This window comes from Candidatus Nitrospira nitrosa (assembly GCF_001458735.1).
GTDB lineage: Bacteria > Nitrospirota > Nitrospiria > Nitrospirales > Nitrospiraceae > Nitrospira_D > Nitrospira_D nitrosa.
Genome location: NZ_CZQA01000001.1, coordinates 727,705 through 745,306 on the forward strand (window position 1 = coordinate 727,705; position 17,602 = coordinate 745,306).

Below are 17,602 nucleotides of genomic sequence, written 5' to 3' on the forward strand. Positions count from 1 at the left end.
TCAGTCTTTTCCCATGCTACAGGCATATCAGATGCAGAACTGATACCCGAGACGATTTCTCCAAAATCACCGCCTACACGGAAAGGAACCAGTTATGCGGATCTTATGCGCGGTCGATGGATCGGAACATTCGCAGTGGGGTGTCCAGGCGCTTGAGGCACTGGCCGGTCGAGAACCTGAGCATGTGGTACTTCTGCACATCGTCGACCAACCGGCGCTCCAGGCCGCCACGAATAAGAATCCCGTCGCCGCAAAACGTGCCCTTGCAGCGCTGGAGAAAGCCGGTTCCATCATGTTGCGGGATGCCGCACGAGCGGCTCGACTTGCTCTGGGCCAGGCAGCAACCAGACCGCGGACAAAACTCCAGACGATCCTCACGCATGGTCCGATTGCCCATACCATTTCGCGAACAGCCAGGCGACTGAAGGCCGACCTCATCCTCATGGGATCGCGCGGCCTGCACGACATTCACGGATTCTTGCTTGGGAGTGTCTCTCGTCAGGTGGCCGCGACAGCTCCTTGTCCCCTGTTGGTCGTGAAACAACCGCTGACCACCCTGCTCCGCGTGGCCATCGCCGTGGACGACTCCAGACCATCACGCGCTGCCACCCGGTTTCTTCGAACCCGCATCTTGCAGGAATCCGCCACCGTCACGATCCTAACCTCGGTGGAAAGTCCCGTAACGGACTTTGCAGCACGCTATCTCTCCGAATCGCAACTGGCCGAATTGAAAGGACCTGTCATGGAAAGGGCCACCAGGTTGGTCAGTACCCTACGGGATGAGTTCATCAAAGATAATTTATCGGTTGTCACTCAGGTCCACATGGACCATGTGATCGACACCATTGTGAAACATGTCGAGGCTAGCCATGACCAACTACTGGTGATCGGTTCTCGTGATTTGACGAAGAGCGAGCGACTCTATCTCGGCAGCGTATCCGAAAGTCTGCTGAGGCATGCCCCCTGTTCGGTACTGATCGTACGAGGCGCCCGTGCCTGAGCTCACCTATCAGGACATCCACAGCCTCTCGATTGAGGAGGTGCTGAAGCGGCTGGCAACCAGCACCGGTGGTCTGTCTTCCGATGAGGCTCACCGGCGACTGGCTCAATACGGACCGAATGCTCTGGTCGAGCCGGGACACTATTCATTGATTCGAGGGTTCCTCCACCAATTCACCCACTTCCTCGCCATTCTGCTCTGGATCGCTGCTGCTCTGTCCTTCACGGCAGAATTCATGAAGCCAGGCGAAGGGATGGCCACGCTCGGCTGGGCGATTCTCGGCGTCATCGTCATCAACGCCATCTTTGCCTTCTTTCAGGAATACAAAGCGGAGCGCGCGGTGCATGCGCTACATCGCCTCCTCCCTGCCAGGGCATGGGTGCTGCGGAGCAATCACCCGCACGACCTGTCCCGGAGCGAGATCGTACCGGGTGATGTGCTCCTGATTGAGGAGGGAGAACAAATCCCTGGGGACGCCAGGCTTATTGAAGCCACCGACATGCGAGTCGACCTGTCCTCTCTCACGGGCGAATCCCAACCCAAACGGCGAACAGCGGAGCCCGTGGCTGATGGACATCTCCTGGATATTCCCAATCTCGTCTTCGCCGGCACCCCCGTGCTCTCCGGCAGAGGCCGCGCGGTGGTCTTCGCCACCGGCATGCAGACGGAATTCGGCAAGATCGCCAGGCTCTCCACGGGAATGGAGACCGGCCTCAGCCCTCTGCAGAAAGAAATCGTGAAGGTCACCCACGTGGTCGCGTTGCTGTCGCTCACGATGGGTGGAACCTTTTTTGCCATCGGCATCTCCATGGGCTTGGGTTTCTGGGTCAGCGCCATCTTCGGGATCGGCATCATCGTGGCCAACGTGCCGGAAGGACTGCTCCCGACCGTGACGCTGGCCTTGGCGCTGGGCAGCCAGCGCATGGCCAAACGCCACGCGCTCATTAAGCAGCTGACCTCCGTGGAAACCTTGGGCTGCACGACCGTGATCTGTACGGACAAAACGGGAACGCTGACCGAGAACCGGATGCGCGTGGCTCGTTTCTACATGGACCATCTCGACATCGAGGTGCAGGAAAGCTGTTTATTGATCGCCGGGCACGTGACCAGCGCCTCCGAAGCCGAGGAGTACGCACCGCTCTTCGATGCCATCATCCATTGCCACAACGCCAAGCGTGTGCGGAAAACCGGGGGGCGTCCCATCGTGACAGGGGATCCGACCGAAGTGGCCCTTGTCGAGTTCGCGCTGGATCACGGGCTGCTCCACCATGACCCATTGCCCAGGATGGGCGAGCTCCCGTTCGACGCGGATCGCAAGCGCATGACCACGCTCCATTGGCGTGAGGGCCAGCTCGTGGCGTTCGTGAAGGGAGCCCCGGAATCGTTGATGCCCCTCTGTAATCAAATACGCCATCAGGGTGTTTGCTCACCAATGAGTCAGGAAGACCGTCAGCGGATCATGGCGCAAAGCCGTAGCTTTGCGCAGCAAGCCTATCGAGTCCTGGCCGTGGCCATGCGTGACATTGAGCAAGGCATCGAGAAGCTGGACATCGAACAGGTGGAACAGAACCTGACCTTCCTCGGCCTTGTCGCCATGATGGACCCTCCTCGCCATGAAGTACCGGAAGCCATTGCTCGCTGCCGCCAAGCCGGCGTCCGCGCCATCATGATCACCGGCGACCATCCCCTCACAGCTCTCGCCATCGCCCGCCAAATCGGACTGGCCCCGAAAGAGGTCGCCACCGAGCCGGGCAAATACTGTCCCGTCATCGAAGGGAACCAGGTCGAAACGATGAGCGACGACGCACTGCGTCAGCTCCTCAAGCCCAGCAATCCGGGCGAGCCCGAGCCGATTTTTTCGCGCATGGCTCCTCGGCACAAGATGCGGATTGTCTCCACATTGAAAGCAATGGGCGATGTGGTCGCAGTCACCGGTGACGGTGTCAACGACGCCCCGGCCATCAAAAAAGCCGATATCGGTATTGCGATGGGCCTCGCCGGAAGCGACGTGGCGAAAGAAACGGCGGACATGATCCTGCTTGACGACAACTTTGCCACCATCGTCAATGCCATTGAAGAAGGTCGTGCCGTCTATGCCAACATCCGAAAGTTTTCCACGTACGTGCTGGCGAGCAACGTGCCCGAAGTGGTCCCGTATCTGGCGTTCGGCTTATTCGGGATTCCACTCGCCCTCACGGTCCCGCAAATCCTCGCCGTGGATCTGGGGACTGACATGGTTCCGGCCTTGGCGCTGGGTGCCGAAAAGCCAGACGCCGACATGATGGCACAGCCGCCGCGCCCTCGTACGGAACGGTTGATGAACCTTCCGCTCCTCCTGCACGCCTATGTCTTTTTAGGTCTGATCGAATCCGGAATCGCGATGGGTTCATTCTTTTTATTGCTCCTGACACAGGGGTGGACCTGGGGCACACCGCTCGATTGGTCCGATCCGCTCTACAAACAGGCAACCGCCGCCACCTTCTCCGCCATCGTTGTCGCCCAGATGGCAAATGTATTCGCTTGCCGCTCAGACCGCGTGTCGCTCGCTCGACTCGGCTGGTTTACCAATCCGTTGCTCCTCTGGGGAATCGCCATCGAACTCGTCGTCCTGGTATTCATTGTCTATAGCCCCTGGGGCAACGCGATCTTCGGAACCGGCCCTTTGCCTCTCTGGCTCTTTGGACCACTCGTGCTCGGTGCCCTCGCACTCTTGCTGGCGGAGGAGGGACGAAAGATAATCGTGAACCGACGTCATCGCAGTGCAAATACCGGAACGACTCAGATCGTGAGCCCATCATGACCACTGATTCACAAAAACCCACTCGCCATCTCCCTGTGGATGAAATCATTCCCCACCCTGAGGCCTCGATACCAGAGCGGCGACATTCCAACCCGTCAGCGGTACAGGAATCGGTAACTGCTATTGTTCCATTTCCTGTTCGACCGAGTCGATTCCGTCTACCGTGGCTGATCGGCATCATGTTTATCGTGTTCATGGGGGGAGGAGGAATATGGTACTGGTGGGCCTCCGGCACCCCTCCTATTCACTACAAGACAGTTCTGGTCGATCGAGGGCCAATCACAGCAATCGTGACCGCGACCGGCACAATCAATCCGGTCCTCTCTGTTCAGGTGGGCAGCCAAATTTCCGGTAAAGTTGCGCAACTGTTCGCTGACTTCAACTCCAAGGTTGTGAAGGGACAGGTCCTGGCGCAGATCGATCAAAAGCCCTTCAAGGCCCGCTTGAGCCAAGCACGTGCCGCCGTGAAAAGCGCTAAGGGGAACCTCAGCAAGTCCAAAGTCCTAACCACACAACGTAAGCAAGAGTTCGATCGCATGGCTGCGCTGCGACCACAGACCTTCGTCTCATAGGCCGATGCAGACCTCGCTGAGACGAACTATCGAGACGCGGCAGCCAACGTGGAGGTTCTGCAAATGCACCTGGATCTGGCCCAGGCAGCACTGGCATCAGCAGAATTGGATTTGGGCTACACTACGATCTACTCACCAGTGAACGGCATCGTAGTTTCCCGAAATGGCGATGTCGGCCAAACCTTGGCCGCGGCTTTCCAGACACCGATTCTCTTTCTGAACATTCTCATGGTTTCCGTCACGGAACGGACGCGAGAGATCAGCTTGCGGATGGCGGTGGGCGCAACGCGCACACACATCCTGCTGCAATTCCTCATGGAAGCCCTCATCATGACCGCCATTGGATGGACACTTGGTGTTGGGATAGGAATCTGGATCCCCCGGCTGCTCACGACCATGATCGGGTGGCCGACCATCATCAACATCCAAGCTGTGCTCACCGCGTTTCTCTTCTCGCTCGTCGTCGGATTGGGTTTTGGCCTCTATCCGGCGAATAACGCATCCAAGCTAAACCCAATTGAAACGCTGCGCTATGAATAATCGGGAGACAACTTTCTGGAGTATACCGCCGGGTGAACTCCTCACTCTCCTTCGATCAAGACCTGAGGGCCTTCGTACCGACGAGACCCACGAGCGTCAAGCCCAATACGCCTCTGCCCGGCTCAAGCCACACCGAAACAGGCGCGCCCTGTTCGCTTTGCTCTCGCAATTTCGTAGTCCGATTATCGTGATCCTACTGTGTGCGGCAATTGTGTCTTTGTTCCTCGCGGATCGAACCGATGCGCTCATCATCCTGGCCATCATTCTCATCAGCGCGTTGCTGGGGTTTTGGCAGGAGCACGGTGCTGCAAAGGCGGTCGCCACATTGCTCTCACTCGTCCGGGTGAAGACCGCGGTCTGGCGAGATGGGCAACTCATCGAAGTGCCGAGTGAAGAGATTGTCCCGGGCGATGTCATTAATCTCTCAGCCGGGTCCAGTATTCCCGGCGACGGGCTCGTGATTGAATCAAAAGACCTGTTCGTCGATGAAGCCTTATTGACCGGCGAAACCTATCCTGCCGAGAAGTCTGTCTCGATCGTTTCTACCGCAGCCGTATTGAGCCAACGAACAAACACGATTTTCATGGGCACGCACGTGGTCAGCGGACATGCCAAGGCTGTGATCGTGCACGTCGGGAAGGAAACAGAGTTTGGCCGCATCGCTTCTCACGTGATGCTTCGCCCTGCGGAGACAGAATTTGAACGTGGTATCAGGCGGTTCGGATATTTATTGCTTGAAGTGACGCTTCTCCTCGTATTCGCCATCTTCGCCATCAACGTCTATCTCCATCGGCCGGTACTCGATTCGTTTCTATTTTCCATGGCTCTCGCCGTCGGTCTCACCCCCCAACTCCTTCCGGCCATCATCAGCGTGAATCTGGCTCATGGCGCCAAACGCATGGCCCAACAGAAAGTGATCGTCAAACGCCTCGCGTCCATCGAAAATTTCGGAAGTATGAACGTCCTCTGCTCGGACAAGACCGGCACGCTCACCGAGGGCACCATGCGCTTTCATGCAGCCCTGAGCCTCGACGGCGCTGCCAGTGAGCGTGTGCTGTTTTATGGAGCCCTCAATGCCACATACGAAACCGGCTTCATCAACCCTCTTGATGAAGCGATCCGGACGCAGTGCGTCCGCGACCTGTCCGAATACCGAAAGCTGGACGAAGTTCCCTATGACTTTCTCCGAAAGCGCCTTTCGATTCTTGTGGCCACCCCCACCACACACCTGCTGATTACCAAAGGGGCCGTGGAGCCCATGCTGACCATATGCACTCGCACGGAACTGCCGGATGGATCGACGGTCCCCATGGAGTTTTGCCTCGCGAAAATCCGTCAGCAATTTCAGGATATGAACCGCCAAGGTCTCCGTACATTAGGGTTGGCGATTCGTGATATGGGCGAGACCCCTCACATTGGCAAGGAGCAGGAAGTCGAGATGACGTTTCTTGGGCTCTTGGTCTTTGTCGATCCGGTGAAACCCGACATGGCTCAGACCATCGCGGCCTTACGGCAACTGGGCGTATCGCTCAAGATTATCACCGGCGATCACCATCTCGTGGCCACCCATGTCAGCGAACAGGTGGGCATGGACCACCAGCGCCTCTTGACCGGGTCGGAGCTTCGCCTGATGACCGATGAAGCGCTGAGTCAGCGGGTGAAGGACATTGATGTGTTTGCGGAAGTGGAACCGAATCAGAAGGATCGCATCATTCTGGCCTTGAAGCAATCCGGCAACGTGGTCGGCTATATCGGCGACGGGATCAACGATGCCCCCGCGCTCCATTCGGCAGACGTGGGCATCTCCGTGGAAAGCGCCGTGGATGTGGCAAAAGACGCGGCAGACATTGTGCTCCTCGACAAGAATCTTTCGGTTCTGATCCAGGGCGTCCGTGAAGGGCGCACAACGTTTTCGAACACGTTGAAATACGTCTTCATGGCGACCAGCGCCAATTTCGGCAATATGTTCAGCATGGCCGGCGCCTCGCTGTTTCTGTCGTTTCTCCCGTTGCTGCCGAAGCAAATTCTTCTCGCGAACCTGCTCACCGATATTCCGGAGATGACGATCGCGACCGATACGGTTGACCCTGAACTGATCGCCGAACCACAGCGCTGGGATATCGTCTTCATCCGCAGGTTCATGTTGACATTCGGACTCGTCAGTTCGGTGTTTGACTACCTGACCTTCGGCGCACTGTTATGGATTCTTGACGCCTCACCGGAGGAGTTCCGGACAGGATGGTTCATCGAATCCATCATCTCCGCCTCGGCTATTGTGCTGGTTATTCGCACCAGACGGGCATTCTTCTCCAGTACACCAGGACGCACCCTCACACTCGCCACCCTCGCCGTGGCTGCCGTCACATTGCTACTCCCCCTGCTCCCGATTGCTGTATCGCTCGGACTGACGCCGATGCCGCTGTCATTTCTCGTACTGTTAGGAACAATCCTGACCGGCTACGTCGTAACCGCCGAGATTATAAAGCGCCGCTTTTACGCCGCGCACGAGCTTCCAGGCAAGAGAAGAAGCGGCATAGGCAGGGTCTGATTCAGATCTATACTGTGAGCAGAACCTCCACCTCGCCGGTTCGGCGGACCACTCGTAACGCCACTTCGTTCTCATGGCGATCGAGCACAAGATCAAGGCGCGCGGCTCCGACAGTGAGATTCCGAAGCTCGACCCGTTCGAGAAACGGTGGAAGGGTGGGACAGACAAACTGCACAAGCCCTCGAGTGCCATCAATTTGTAACCCAAGACAAGCCTGCAAGGCCTGAAAACCGGCGCCGGCAGCCCAGGCTTGCGGCGAACAGGCCACCGGATAGCGCGTGGGACTTTCACCCGGACGTCGAGGGAAGCCACAAAAGAGTTCCGGCATTCGATGGATATCAAGAAAGAGACTGGCATCGAAGAGTCCGGTAAGAATCTTCGTTGCTCCTTCCCTATATCCGTAGGCCGCCATCCCCGCGGCAATCAGCGCGTTATCGTGCGGCCACACCGAGCCGTTATGGTAGGACATCGGGTTATACTGCGTCTCTGATGTCGCCAACGTTCGAATCCCCCACCCGCTGAACATCTCATCGGTCAGCAGTGTACGCGCTGTGCGCAACGCACGTTTCCGCCCGGCAATCCCACCGTAGAGACAATGACCGGCATTGGAGGACCGTACAAGACACGGTCTCCCCCGCCCATCCAAAGCCAGGGCATAGGAACCAAGTTTCTCGGACCAGAACGCCCGTTCGAAACGCTCTTGAAGTGAGGCGGCTTCCTTTAGTAAACGCTCGGCCTGATCCTGTTTCCCGAAGGCGCGAGCCAGTCCTGCCGCCGCTTGCTTGGCCCGATAGACATAGGCCTGGACTTCACACAATGCAATCGGACCTTCTGCAGCCGTTCCATCGGCGTGGAAGACTGCATCATGGGAGTCCTTCCAACCTTGATGCACAAGACCATTTGCCGATTGCCTTGCGTAGGTGGTGAACCCGACACCGCCGGGATCACCATCCCGATCAATCCACTGAAGCGCCAGCTGAATATGAGGCCACAGCTTTTCCAAGAACGGGCGATCTCCAGTCCGCTCGTAGTAGGCGCCGGCCAAGACGATAAACAATGGTGTCGCGTCCACACTTCCGTAGTACTTTCCGAATGGGATTTCTCCCAGGGTTGCCATTTCCCCTTGGCGAGTCTCGTGCAAAATCTTTCCGACCTCCGCATCCCGTTCCGGCCAAACCTCTGTCGCCTGGGTAGAAGCCAGAAACCCCAGCACGCCACGAGCAAGCAATGGGTTCATCCACAGCATCTGAAGCGCCGTAATGATCCCGTCCCTCCCGAATGGGACGCTGAACCAGGGAACTCCTGCATAGGGATAGAGCCCTTCCGGGGTCTCCGAGATCAGCATGTGAAGGTCCGCGAGAGACCGGTTCAGCCAATGATTGAACTGTTCATTCGCCGTATAGACATGGGCATTGTTGGATATGGCATCCGTGAGGGCACGATTGGCGTGATGGTACGCACGCTCGTAGGTGAGTCCTTTTCGGTTCTGGGGCCTCCCGATTTCACAGGAGATAGCAATCTCCCAGGTCAGGTCTGCATGTGGACGAAGGGACGATTCGATGATGAAGCCGTTTGATGTCACTCGTTTCGGGGTTGGAGTGCACTGAATGGAGGTTCGACGGACAATCCCATCAAGTCCCTTGTACCCAAACACGAGCCCGTTCTTTGAGCGAACCGTCTTGAGTCGCACCCCACGCCGCTCCCGTTTTCGGCCTCTCGCTTCAAAAAGATCGGCGAAGTCTGCATCCAATGCAATCGTAATTGAAAGCGGAATGCTCTGACTCCCATAATTCTGAACACGGAAACGTTCATACCACGTCCCTTGCCAGAGAAACCTGGTGCGACACAGATGGACGGTCCCACGTTGGACGACTTTCTGCCCATTGCGCATCAAATCCGGATTGGTAAGATCAACCGTGAAGAGGGCATTGTCCTCCTTCACGGTGGCGCTGAGAAGCATCGGACGCTGACCTTGCACCAACAGTTCGGACTGCGAGAGAAACCGCGTCCCTTCATGATACAGACCCTGTGGACCAGGAAGCACCTGATGCATATCACCGTATCGATCAAATACGGCAAACGTCTCTCCATGTTTCAGGACCTCGGTTCGGCCATCGGCCAGAGACGATGACGCAAGGATATAATATTGTTCGTTCCATCGGATGATATCGTTCATGAACGGTTCCCTTCATACTCGGCACTGGCTCGGCTCATCCGTGTGGCGACCAACGCCGTGACCATTAAGACAAGCCCGATCCCGAGGATGCCGGTTTCGGGACCATGCTGTTCCGTGATCCACCCAAACGCCGATATCCCACCGATGGCGGCGGTCATGGCACCTGTCCCGTAGAGTCCTAAGACCCGTCCGATCATATGGCTCGGCGCCAGTTCCTGAATGATCCCCCAGGCGATCGGTGTAAATACTCCCATCCCACACCCGATCAGTCCCATAAAAACTCCGGCAACATACGGATCAATCGTCCAGGTCAAGCCGCTCAGGGCAAGACCACTCAACACACTCGCGGCCATGATCAGTCGCATACGATCCTTGACCATCCAATCGGTCACCCATAAGAGCGCGATCGACGTCACAAGCAATCCCATACCCAGCGTGGACCATAAGTACCCGACCTCGACCGGTCCCAGCCCAAGCAGCTTTCTGGCAAAGACCGGGAACAGTGCGGTCAGCGCGCTGGTGCCGAACGTATACAAGGCAGCGGTACCGGTCAAGAGTAACAATGCTGGTTTAGTGACTACGCCATACCGAAATCCTTCGACCAGATCTTGCAGCAGAGTCGACCGTGCCTCAGGCGAGGGACTCGTTACCACTGTGGGTTGGAAACGGACCAATGCAAGACAGGCCGCTGAAATCAAGTAAGTGACGGCATTGATACAGAGCACCTCTTGCGATCCATACGCAGCGATACCGATGCCGCTGATTGCGGGGCCAAAGATGATTCCCAGGCTCGTGGTACCCTGCAAAAGCGCATTGGCAGCGGTGAACTGTGTTTTGGGGACAAATGTGGGGATTGCAGCCGTCAGAGCAGGGCCAAAGACCGCCGTAGACACCGCATGGAGAAATACCAACACATATAATACCGAGACCGTAAAGGATTCCACAGGGATGAGGCAGGGAATCAACCCGATTAACAGCGCACGGAGAATATCACTCGTGATCAGCAGGACTTTCTTCGGGAGCCGGTCGACGTACACGCCGATGATCGGTCCGAGGATGATGGGAGGGATCGTCTGTAACAGCCCAATGATGGACGTCTTGAGCGGTGACCCAGTGACTGCATAGACAAACCACAAGAGCGCCAGGCGACAGACTCCGTCACCGATCTGTGAAATGAGCTGCCCCCACCACACCAACCCGAAGTCCCAAGTCAGAAGGAGGGGTCGAGTGCCGACTGAGAGCTGACGGGCATGCTCCATTCCAGACGGAGCATCTGCCACGGGGCTTGAGGAACCCTGCATCAGCTCTCACCCTCTAGGCGGATTTTTTCGGTATTGACGGCTCGAACGCCCGGCACCTGCCGAGCTGCCTCAGCAGCTTCGAGGGCGATCACCTGAAAACGAACCGTTCCATTGAGCTGAACGATGCCTTCCTCTGTCTTCACATCGAAGTTTGCCGCTTTCAAGGTCGCGCTTTTCGCGAAGCGTTCCTTAATGAGAAGCGTGAGGATTTCATCCTGTTTCTTCAGTAACGTTTTCGCCAGATCTTTTTCCACGATCAACTTGTTCGTGACAGCCTTCACCCCGCTGACAGCCTGCGCCACCTCCGTCGCGGCAGTCTTGTCTTCTTCATTCGCGACCCGCCCGCTCAGTGTGACCACCTGTTTGTCATCCTCAACCTCGATCTCATAACGGAACAGCCGTAAATCTCCCATGAGCGCGAGTTTAACGGATAGGATCAGTGACGCCATCGGCTTCTTCGCAGCCGTCTCTTTTTCTTTGATATCGATCTCAGCAGAGGGTGGCAGGTCGGCCTTGATTGTCGGAGCAGGTTGTCCCTGTGGCTTGATCTCTCCTAAAGACTTGGGAGCAGCGCCGTGACCGTCTGTTGCAGCCGAAGAAGAGGGACGCGCTGGAATCTTTTCCAACGTGCCTTCCTTGCGATCCGTCGCTGATTCAGCCTTGGTCGGCTTGGACTCTGCCGGCGACTTGTGCGGCGTGGGTTGGGAGTCGGAAGAAGCCGGTGACGGCTGCTGTCGGGCTGCCGGCTTTTCCGGCACGACCTCCTTGTGTTCGGTTGCTGCCTCATTCTTCACTGCAGGGACAGTTGGTGGTTGTGACGAGCTCGGGGACGGCTTTTCAGACAGGCCTTCCTTGCGATCCGTTGCGGATTCAGCTTTGGCCGGCTTGGACTCTGCCGGTGACGGCTGCTGCCGTACTGCCGGTTTTTCCGGCACAGCCTCTTTGTGCTCGGTCGCCGCCTCACTCTTCACTGTAGGGACAGCTGGTGGTGACGAGCTCGGGGACGGCTTTTCTTTTTCCGGCATGCCCTCCTTGTCATGCCCATCGGACGCTTGCGAGCTGGTCCCTATCGGCCAGAATATGAGCAGACTGAGAATAACCAACCATTGAAATCTCATGGCCATAACGCAAGCCCTCCCCCTGGACCTGTCCCCGTGAATATACCTGTGTAGTGTAGCGAAACATTGTAACCCGCTCTCGGCCTGCTGTCATCTGCGTGGAGCCCGAAGCCCCCTGAGAATCAGGGGGCTTCGGAACATCAGATCGTCAGCGTAGCGAGTATGTGGAACGGTGTGACGATGGTGCAGCAGTCTGCTACGCAGCAAATGAGCCGCGCGAGGGAACAACCAGAGTCTGCGCGTGCGACTTGTAGAAGCTGAACAACCACGCGCTCGCAGCAGTCATGAGCAAAATCAGGCTAATACCTCCAAGACACGTCGCCGGACCAATCGTATCAGCTGCCCATCCAAAACCAGCCATTCCGGCCATCGACGCAGCCATCCCTCCCGTGGCGAAGCTCGTAAAGACTCGACCGAGGAGATGCGTCGGCGTCAACTCCTGAAGCATGGTCCACACCAGCGGAGTAAACATGGCCGTGCTACCCCCGATCACTGCAATCAGCGCCCCCGCAGCGACTGGCGCATCAAGGAATCCAAGAGCCGCAACTGCAAGCCCACCGATCGCTAACGCGCCCGACATAAACCGCAGGCGCCACGAGACATCCCCTTGCGTCACCGACGTCAGACTGAGAGACGCCAACAACATCCCCACGCCGAGAGCCGACCACAACCAACCGAGCTGGACCGGCCCCACACCCAGAACCTCCTTCGCAAACACCGGCAGGAGAAAAATGAAGGCGCTGATCCCGACACTATACAGCGAGGCCGTCAACATCAACATCAAGACCGTCTTTTGCTCGACGAATACGAAGCGGAAACCTGCCAGCAAATCAGAGGTAATACCGCCCATCAACCCATCGCCGGTTACCCGCCCACGATTAAGCGTTTCATGCACCTGAATGGGAAACAGGCACAGCGCCGAGAAGAAAAACGTCGCGGCATCAACATACAGGACGTTTTGCGCCCCGATGAGAGCAATCCCCAGTCCGCTCACGGCTGGGCCAACAAGCAGTCCCACGTTCGTCGTGGTTTGCATGAGTGCGTTGGCCGCCACCAATCGATCCTTTGCCACGATCAGCGGAACGGCGGAGGTCAAGGCCGGCCCGAAAACCGTTGAAAAAATCGCTGTCGCAAATACCAACACATAGAGCCGATCAAGCGTCAACGCACCCATTGCGTAAAGCAATGGAATCATAAGGACCATCAATGTGCGAAGAAGGTCTACACCGATCATGACCGGCTTTTTCCTAACACGATCTAAATACACGCCGATCAGTGGCCCAAACAACAAGGGAGGCAGCGTCTGTAGCAGTCCCACCACCGTCATCTTAAGTGCCGACCCAGTCATCTCATAGACAAACCAGAGCAACGCCACCTTATTGAGGCTGTCACCGATTTGAGAGATCGTCTGCCCGGCAAACAGAAATCCAAAGTTTCTCGTTTTGATTAACTCCCACCCATGACCGCGGCGGGCCGTGGAGTGGGGCTCTGGTGAATCAATGGCTGCTTCAGACATGTCGGCTCCCTCCGTTCACTTTATGCGCCGCAGCTTGCACCGCTACGCCTTCAAGAATTCGTTCGTACAACGCGACATAGTCCCGCGCCATCCGGTCGGCAGTAAACCGTTCGTCGAAGGCCGCTCGACAGCGTCGGCGCTCCAGGTGGGGCAACCGTCCCACCGCCTCGACCATCTCATCCAGGGTCTCACACACGAAACCGGTCACTCCATGATCGATGATTTCCGGAATGGATCCCCGTCGATAGGCTATCACCGGCGTTCCACAGGCCAGTGCTTCGATCAAGACCAGTCCGAAGGGTTCGGGCCAATCATAGGGACAGACCAACGCCATGGCGTTTCCAACAAAGTCATTCTTTTCGGCATCGGATATCTCGCCGACAAATTCGATCAACGGGTGCTTGAGCAACGGTTCAACCGCAGCCTCAAAGTACACTCGGTCCGCAGGGTCGACTTTTGCCGCCATTTTCAATGGGATGCCGGACCGCTTGGCGATTTCAATTGCCTGATCCGGGCGCTTTTCAGGGGAAATACGGCCAAGAAATGCCAGATATCCTTCACTCTTCTGATGGAAGCTGTAGAGGTTGCGGGGCAGTCCATGGTGGATAGTCCCAGCCCAGTTGGCCCACGGAAGCGGTTGGCGCTGGGAGGCCGAAATGGAGACAAGCGGCATTTCAATGAACTCGCGAAAGACCGGCTCCAGCTCGGGGAGATCCAGACGCCCATGTAAGGTGGTCACCATGGGAACCGCGTTTCTACGTGCAACGGGGAACCCAAGAAAATCGAGATGAGAGTGCACGATGTCAAAGTTGCCGCTTACGCCAAGCGCTCGCTCCTGTTGCATGATCAGCGGAGCATCTCGATTGAAAATGCCGGTATTCAATCGAAGCGCCTGCGGGCAAATCGCTTCGAGCTTGGCAGTTGTTTCCGAATCGCCGCTGGCGAACAGTGTCACATCATGCCCCATCGCGACCAACTCTTCCGTAATGTACGACACAATTCGCTCCGTCCCACCATACAGTTTGGGCGGAACGCTTTCCCACAGCGGTGACACCTGCGCGATTCTCATGTCTTGTCCTTTCTTACACTGATCATCGACTGGATAACTGAGTCATCCGTCAATGTCTGAGGTGAATGGAGATCGGGTTGATTATCCAAAAGAGAAAGTCGGCCTGTTATTTTGCATCCATGAACCGCAAATCATACGCTGCTTCCCGTGACCCATGATTGTCATGTTACTCAGCGCATCTTCGCGGACTCAACGGACAAAAGTTCATGAGCTCGGCGCCAATATATCCACTCAGGGGTCACTTGACTCCTCGTCGGCCTCATGGTTGGTCACACGAAGATTGCCGTGTGAAGTCAACCCGAGGGTTACGACGGGCATCGACCTAATGAGTCAGTCGAGCCTCTTTGATGATTTTGTCCCCTTTGATTTGCTCTAAAAAGGTATCGGGTGGGACCGGAGGAGGGAGGATCTGTACCTCTTGCCAGCCTTCGTTTTGGACTCCTTTATGCCCTTTCATCCCATTCACCCACTGATCGATACTTTCCTGAGTCGTGCCTTCGCTGAAAGTGACCCAGAAGAGAAACGGCTGTGTCTGGGTGCTCTGACGGCTATCGACGACCGGCACGAGTTGATGTTTTCTAGCCATATCATCCTCACGCGCCACCACACGTTCCGAACTCTGCTCAGCAGCTTTCGCAACATGTGCGATCGCCATATGCAATTTGGCCGTCAGTGTTCGGTTGTGCTCCTCCAGACCGGCGATTTGCTTGGATAAACGATCGTTGTCTGCGGCAAGACCGTGAATCGCTGTTTCAAACTGCTCTTGATCCACTCCCTCATGACCGACAGGGAGCTGGACCGGACGATCTGCCTCACGTTCAGCGCTCTCCTGCCTCTTCTCTATCTCTTCCTTTACCATTACGACGCTGGAGGCCACAGACTCCTGCGTCGACGACAGTCTGGCCATGGTTTGGTGGAGCAACGTCATCCCCTTCTCTTGAGACTGGAGCGCGTCTCCAACCTTCGTTTGCATCGACCTCAGCTCCCGGAGTTGCTTTGCAAGCTGATCTATTTCGGCGATGGAGGCCGTGCGAAGTGCCTCTGCCTGTACCGTCGACGCCACACTGTGCTCTGGTGCGAGCCAGATCATGGCTCGGTCGGCCACGAGCCCGATGACAGCTGTCGCCAAGAGCACTTGCGTAAAGACCACCGTTCGGATCCCATATGCCATCGTGGACTCCGGACGCCTGATCACCCATCTGTCCGCAACATCGGCGAGGATGGTCCAGCTTCGATTCCAGAAACTTGGGGCAGGAATGAAGACCGCACTGAGCGATCCACCCTGCATCGTATTCTGAACGCAGAGTTCGACGGTATCAGCTGAAAGCTGCACCCGAGTCGTCCGAAACCCAGATTCGGGAGCAACCAGCCCTCCCAATAATTGTCCGTCTTCGGTGCGAAGCTGTACCGTCTCAACATGATCGACACCGTGCACACGCAGTGTCGCCTCGATGTCCGCTCCTTTCAATTCACCCACGCGTCGCTCATTGACATAGACCTGTATAGCATCCAACCGGTCGCGAACTGAGCAGCTCGGTCGTTCACTTATCGAGTCAAGGAGTTGCGATCGATAGAGTTCCAGATCCTCTTCCTGAACCATATATCCTCCTCCGCTCCTCTTTACTAATTTGACGGATTCACAAACACACGACCACCGTGGAATTGCAGGTGCTCATCCTTTACGGCCGCACCTGCAGCTCCAAACGTGGTTTTTCACCAGACGACTCGCTGGATCCCAATCCCCAGGCCGTCTGCATACAGTCCAAACAGAGTGCCAGATGCCAAATCCGATAATCGCACCCGTACCCCTGAACAAACATCTCGGCCCATTGAGATCGTGATAAACAGGGGTAGTGATCCGGTTCGCTCTTTCGATAATGCCCCTGTGCCACACGGATCAGCCGTTCAGCCTCGCTGTTGAACCGCTGTCGATGACGCTGCCGCTGGTTGTCCAACTCCACCAACTCCGCCTTCGTCAAACCCATCTCGTCCATCGTGCGCTGCCAGCCGCTCTCACGCCATCGACGAAAATTCTTATAGATACGTTGGCTCTCCAACCCATTGAGCCCGGTGACGGCGATGACATCCCCTGCACCCCATCCATAGGAGTGATGGTACAACGCAATCAAGGCGTCTCGGCTCACCACCGCCCGTGCGACCAACCCATCGAGAAACCGCCCAAGCGGCTTCAGCAGGTCCGGGTGATAGCAAAACGGTTCCGGTTTGCTATGTTGTTTCGCGACCAACGAATCAAACAGGAATAACGGTCGGCAAGGGACTTCCGTTCGTCCACAGACGAGAAAACGTTCCAAATATTCAGATCCCCAACGTAGCGCAAATTTTTCATGTTCGATGTCGTCGTTCCACTGACCGGTCTCGCGCAGGAATCGTTTTGTATAACCAGCCGCCCGATCCAACAAAATCGGCAAGGCCTGCGCTACGACCTGATCGAACTCCTCCGACGTCGCAACCACCTCTTCCAGGCGGCTCACCGTTGCTGTTCGATCAGCAATAATGTGGCTCTTCCTGAGCGTATTTTGCATCGTCGCCATGTCTATTGTGCCTGTATTACCAGATCGGGAGCATTGGACAAATATGTGGTCTGCACACTGGTTTTGTCTGTTGTTCCCAACAGCCTCATCCTGATACAAATCTACCGTTTACTATTCTTCTGGTTGAACGTTTCCAACCATACGGTAATTCATCCGTTCAGTTTTCTGCAATCCCTCCCCCCTTTTGAATTAGAAAGAGTGATTCGGAATCCGATATTGCTACGACTCGACACACTGCTTTCCGCACAAAACCGGAAACCCTTCTTTTCACTTGGCTAGAAAGAGGCAACAATACTACGGATGGGTTGTCACGACCCTTACGCCAAAAATATTGACCGAGGGTCTTTACAATCGTAAACCTCCACAACCTCGTCAGCACTACAAAATCGCGACTCTTTTACGCCCTGACG

At 56.4% G+C, this 17,602-nt stretch carries 12 protein-coding genes; 5 read left to right on the forward strand and 7 right to left on the reverse strand.

Annotated elements, in window-relative coordinates; all coding sequences use genetic code 11:
* The first annotated feature begins 94 nt into the window (after positions 1-94).
* The 5 genes from COMA1_RS03470 (at position 95) to mgtA (ending at position 7,460) form a co-directional block, all read left to right on the forward strand.
* Complete coding sequence (locus COMA1_RS03470; RefSeq protein WP_090743825.1) at positions 95-1,000, forward strand: universal stress protein; 906 nt, start codon at positions 95-97, stop codon at positions 998-1,000.
* On the forward strand, positions 993-3,800 hold the full coding sequence (locus tag COMA1_RS03475) for a cation-translocating P-type ATPase (RefSeq protein ID WP_090743828.1): 2,808 nt from the start codon (positions 993-995) through the stop codon (positions 3,798-3,800). Before COMA1_RS03470 ends, COMA1_RS03475 begins: the two co-directional genes overlap by 8 nt.
* Positions 3,797-4,372 (forward strand): efflux RND transporter periplasmic adaptor subunit, encoded by a 576-nt coding sequence (locus tag COMA1_RS03480; protein ID WP_090743831.1) that lies wholly within the window; start codon positions 3,797-3,799, stop codon positions 4,370-4,372. Before COMA1_RS03475 ends, COMA1_RS03480 begins: the two co-directional genes overlap by 4 nt.
* Positions 4,373-4,435: 63 nt before the next feature.
* Complete coding sequence (locus tag COMA1_RS03485) at positions 4,436-4,912, forward strand: ABC transporter permease (protein WP_090743833.1); 477 nt, start codon at positions 4,436-4,438, stop codon at positions 4,910-4,912.
* A complete protein-coding gene (gene mgtA / locus COMA1_RS03490; protein WP_090743838.1) occupies positions 4,905-7,460 on the forward strand; it encodes a magnesium-translocating P-type ATPase in 2,556 nt (851 codons plus the stop codon). The genes COMA1_RS03485 and mgtA overlap by 8 nt, the downstream gene beginning before the upstream one ends.
* A gap of 7 nt (positions 7,461-7,467) precedes the next feature.
* Here mgtA and COMA1_RS03495 read toward each other — a convergent pair whose 3' ends face one another.
* The 7 genes from COMA1_RS03495 to COMA1_RS03525 form a co-directional block, all read right to left on the reverse strand.
* Positions 7,468-9,636, reverse strand: coding sequence for an amylo-alpha-1,6-glucosidase (locus COMA1_RS03495; RefSeq protein WP_090743841.1), 2,169 nt, complete (start codon positions 9,634-9,636; stop codon positions 7,468-7,470).
* Positions 9,633-10,937, reverse strand: a complete 1,305-nt coding sequence (locus COMA1_RS03500) for an MFS transporter (RefSeq protein ID WP_245630833.1) — start codon at positions 10,935-10,937, stop codon at positions 9,633-9,635. Before COMA1_RS03500 ends, COMA1_RS03495 begins: the two co-directional genes overlap by 4 nt.
* Entirely contained in the window at positions 10,937-12,061 is a 1,125-nt protein-coding gene (locus COMA1_RS03505) for a BON domain-containing protein (RefSeq protein ID WP_090743843.1), read from the reverse strand. Before COMA1_RS03505 ends, COMA1_RS03500 begins: the two co-directional genes overlap by 1 nt.
* A 190-nt stretch (positions 12,062-12,251) precedes the next feature.
* A complete protein-coding gene (locus COMA1_RS03510; RefSeq protein WP_090743846.1) occupies positions 12,252-13,571 on the reverse strand; it encodes an MFS transporter in 1,320 nt (439 codons plus the stop codon).
* A complete protein-coding gene (locus COMA1_RS03515; protein WP_090743850.1) occupies positions 13,564-14,640 on the reverse strand; it encodes a glycosyltransferase family 4 protein in 1,077 nt (358 codons plus the stop codon). The genes COMA1_RS03510 and COMA1_RS03515 overlap by 8 nt, the downstream gene beginning before the upstream one ends.
* Positions 14,641-14,962: 322 nt before the next feature.
* Positions 14,963-16,240, reverse strand: coding sequence for a hypothetical protein (locus COMA1_RS03520; RefSeq protein WP_090743853.1), 1,278 nt, complete (start codon positions 16,238-16,240; stop codon positions 14,963-14,965).
* Positions 16,241-16,319: 79 nt separating this feature from the next.
* The gene (locus COMA1_RS03525) at positions 16,320-17,192 is read right to left on the reverse strand and encodes a hypothetical protein (RefSeq protein WP_090743856.1); all 873 of its coding nucleotides are present in this window, start codon (positions 17,190-17,192) and stop codon (positions 16,320-16,322) included.
* Between the last annotated feature and the right edge of the window lie 410 nt (positions 17,193-17,602).

Coding starts and splice junctions, on each gene's coding strand:
- COMA1_RS03470 (WP_090743825.1), top strand. CDS start 95: ATGCGGATCTTATGCGCGGTCGATGGATCGGAACATTCGCAGTGGGGT.
- COMA1_RS03480 (WP_090743831.1), top strand. CDS start 3,797: ATGACCACTGATTCACAAAAACCCACTCGCCATCTCCCTGTGGATGAA.
- COMA1_RS03485 (WP_090743833.1), top strand. CDS start 4,436: ATGCACCTGGATCTGGCCCAGGCAGCACTGGCATCAGCAGAATTGGAT.
- mgtA (WP_090743838.1), top strand. CDS start 4,905: ATGAATAATCGGGAGACAACTTTCTGGAGTATACCGCCGGGTGAACTC.
- COMA1_RS03495 (WP_090743841.1), bottom strand. CDS start 9,636: ATGAACGATATCATCCGATGGAACGAACAATATTATATCCTTGCGTCA.
- COMA1_RS03500 (WP_245630833.1), bottom strand. CDS start 10,937: ATGCAGGGTTCCTCAAGCCCCGTGGCAGATGCTCCGTCTGGAATGGAG.
- COMA1_RS03505 (WP_090743843.1), bottom strand. CDS start 12,061: ATGGCCATGAGATTTCAATGGTTGGTTATTCTCAGTCTGCTCATATTC.
- COMA1_RS03510 (WP_090743846.1), bottom strand. CDS start 13,571: ATGTCTGAAGCAGCCATTGATTCACCAGAGCCCCACTCCACGGCCCGC.
- COMA1_RS03515 (WP_090743850.1), bottom strand. CDS start 14,640: ATGAGAATCGCGCAGGTGTCACCGCTGTGGGAAAGCGTTCCGCCCAAA.
- COMA1_RS03520 (WP_090743853.1), bottom strand. CDS start 16,240: ATGGTTCAGGAAGAGGATCTGGAACTCTATCGATCGCAACTCCTTGAC.
- COMA1_RS03525 (WP_090743856.1), bottom strand. CDS start 17,192: ATGGCGACGATGCAAAATACGCTCAGGAAGAGCCACATTATTGCTGAT.